General features: G+C 74.0%; 2 protein-coding genes and 1 pseudogene. 1 reads left to right on the forward strand and 2 read right to left on the reverse strand.

Annotated features, from left to right (window positions below; all coding sequences use genetic code 11):
• Positions 1 to 1072, reverse strand: a 1072-nt coding sequence (locus A5700_RS07715) for an NtaA/DmoA family FMN-dependent monooxygenase (protein ID WP_068075183.1), incomplete at its 3' end; no start/stop codon positions are given.
• Entirely contained in the window at positions 1069 to 1992 is a 924-nt protein-coding gene (locus A5700_RS07720) for an LLM class flavin-dependent oxidoreductase (protein WP_231973935.1), read from the reverse strand. The genes A5700_RS07715 and A5700_RS07720, both read right to left, overlap by 4 nt.
• A 192-nt stretch (positions 1993 to 2184) precedes the next feature.
• On the opposite strand from A5700_RS07720, the pseudogene A5700_RS07725 reads away from it, so the two are divergent.
• Positions 2185 to 2959: pseudogene (locus A5700_RS07725) on the forward strand (acyl-CoA dehydrogenase); the annotation flags it as partial.

Here is a 2959-nt window from a genome sequence, read left to right on the forward strand (position 1 = left end):
CGTCGACGGGGGACCCCACGATCACCCGGTGCCCGGACCCACTGAACTCACGCAGCGTCTGGCGCAGCGTCAACCCGCGGCGGGTGACCAGGCGCACGACCGATTCCCGGAAACCCAGTGAGCCAACGGAATCCGGCGCCGCGCCCAGCAGGCGCGCCGGGATGGGCTCGTCGAGCGGCAGGCCGGAAAGGTCCGCACCCAGGGTCTGCGACAGTCGCTGCACGTCGTGGTCGGCGGGCAGCAGCGCGTTCTGCTCCTCATAGCGCCGCTCGGCCTCGGCCCGGCTGCTGCCGATGGTGGTGATGAGGCCCGGCAGGATGCGGACCGCGTCGCGGCCGCGGCCGTGCGCGGCGGCGGCGTCCTTGACCAGCCGGTAGTGCTCGAGGCCGGCGTCGAGGTCCAGCTCGGCGCTGAACACCGCGTCCGCGACCCGCCCGGCCAGCTCCCGGCCCTGCGGTGAGCCCCCGGCCTGCACCAACAGCGGGTAGCCCTGCGGCGACGGCCCTTGCGGCAACGCCCCTGTGACCGCGAAGAATTCGCCGCGATGGTCGATGCCGCCGGCACCGGCGGCGGCGTCACGCCACAGCGCCAGGACGACGTCGACGAACTCCGCGGCGCGCCGGTAGCGGCTGGACCGGTCCGGCAGGTCGTCCAGGCCGAAGTTGCCGCCCGCGGCCTCGGAGTAGGTGGTGACGACGTTCCACGCGCACCGGCCGCCGGACAGTTCGTCGAGGCTGAGCAACCGGTGCGCGAGTTCCACCGGGTCGTTGAACGTCGAGGACAGCGTGCCGATCAGCCCCAGGTGCTCGGTCTCGGCCGCCACCGACGCCAGGATGACGCTGGGCTCCAGCGCCTGCGACGGGCGCAGCGCGGGGTGGTCGCGCAATGCCGGCCCGTCGGCCAGGAACAGCGCGTCCAGGGCGCCCCGCTCGGCGATCCGCGCCATCCGTACGTAGTAGTCCGGGTCGGTGAACGCCGCGGGGGCCTCGCTGGAGCGGCGCCACGACGCGGTGTGGATGCCGAGGTTGAGGACGTTGACGTTGAGCGTCAGGCCGCGCTCGCGCGGGTTCACAGCCGCGCCGCCACGGTCGGCGACGAGTCATAAGCGCGCCGGTGGGTCGACAGGTCGGGCTCGGCGGGCGCGGGCAGCCCGAGCCGGCGGCGCAGCGTGCCGCGACCGGCTGCGGCGACCGCGCCGCGGCGCCGCGCCGCCGGTAGCACCTCGTCGAGCACCGCCGGCACCGCCGCGGGCGGCACCCGCAGCAGCGCACCGACCGCCCCCGGCGTGCGGGCCACCCGGGTCAGCGCCGCGTCGTCGGCCTCGCGCAATCGCACGACCGCGCCCGACGGCACCGGGTCACCGTCCTCCACGACGACGAGGTCGGCTCCCCGGGCGCCCGGCCCGGGGTGCCGCCATACCGGCAAGTCGCCCTGCACCGACCCGGGGACGTTCAGGGGCCCGGTGATGCGGTAGGCGCCGCCGGTGTCGGCGCGCCGGATCTGGGTGATGTCGGCGAAGACGCCGGCCGCGCGGTCACCCCGCAGCGACGCGTATGGCCAAGTGCGCCAGAGGATCCGCACGGCGTCGATCGACTCCGTGGTGTGGGCCGGCTCCAGGGTGGCACCGGTCCAGGTGTCGGCGGCGGCGTTGAGCCCGATGCGACGGTCGACGTCGAGGGCGAACCAGCCGACCCGCCCGCGGGCGGCGTGATCGACGGACACCAGCCGGCGCGCCAAGTTGTACGGGTGGTCGCGGTGCGTCGACGCCGCGACCACCAGACCCAGCTCGGCCGTGTGCCGGGCCGCCACGGTGGCGACGAGCGACGGGTCGAGGCTGGGCGCGACGCCGGTCTGCTCGCCGCGGTCGGCGCCCACCACCCAGTAATGCACGCCGGCGGCCTCCAGCCGGCGCGCCAGCGCGGCGATGCCGTGCGCACGCGGGCCGGTGCCGATCCCGTCGCCGGCGACCTCGATCCCCAGGGTTAAGGACACGAATCCCGAGGCTACGTGGGCGCTGCGGCGATGCAACGGTCGCGCGGGGGCGGCGCCGAAAAACGGCTGGGCACAGGGCCACTGCCTTAAAAATTGTGACGGTGTAAACCGTTGCCGGTGGGCCCGGCGGCCGCCTAGCTTGTGGGGCTGGTCCGGGAAACACCGGCCCCCACGTGGAAGGTCTTGACGCGCATGCCCGTTGGCTCTGGTACCGACGTTTCAACTCCGGACGTCCTCGCCGAAATCGCCGCGGACTACCGGCTGCGCCTGGCCGACGGCGGCACCGAGCCGCCGTTGCGCGGCCTGAAACTCGTTCGCGATCACCGGCTGGGCGCGGTGCGGCTGCCGCGCGAACTCGGTGGCGCGGGTTACACGGTGCCGGAATTCTTCGACCACCTCGTCGCGCTCGCCGCGGCGGACCCGGATCTGGCGCACATCCTGCGCATCCACTACGCCCTGGTCGAGGAGCTGCAGCTGAAACCGCAGCGCGCGGGCAGTGACCGGTGGATCGCGGTGGTGGCCGAAGGCGGCCTGATCGGCGGCGCGAACGCCGAGCAGAGTCAGAAGTCGGTCGGCGGCAACAACCGGGACACTCGGCTGGTCGCCACCGACGACGGGTTGCGGTTGCGCGGCAGGAAGTTCTACAGCACCGGCGCCCAGTTCTCCGACTACCTGCGCATCACCGCGCAGGACGACGACGGCGTTCCGACCGCGGTGGTCATCCCCGTGGACCGGTCCGGCGTCGAACACCTCGACGACTGGGACGGCATCGGTCAACGGCAAACCGGGAGCGGCACCACGGTTTTCCACGACGTCGCGGTCGAAGCGGACGAGGTGTTCCCCCTCGGGGCGACGATCGGGGTGAACCGGGCCCGCGGCGCGCTGGTGCAGCTGTACCTGCACGCCGTCGCCGCCGGCATCCTGCGCTCCCTGGCGGCCGACGCGGCGGCCCTGGTGCGCGGGCGGC

Origin of the sequence: Mycobacterium sp. E1214 (assembly GCF_001666755.1) — a bacterium.
Lineage (GTDB): Bacteria > Actinomycetota > Actinomycetes > Mycobacteriales > Mycobacteriaceae > Mycobacterium.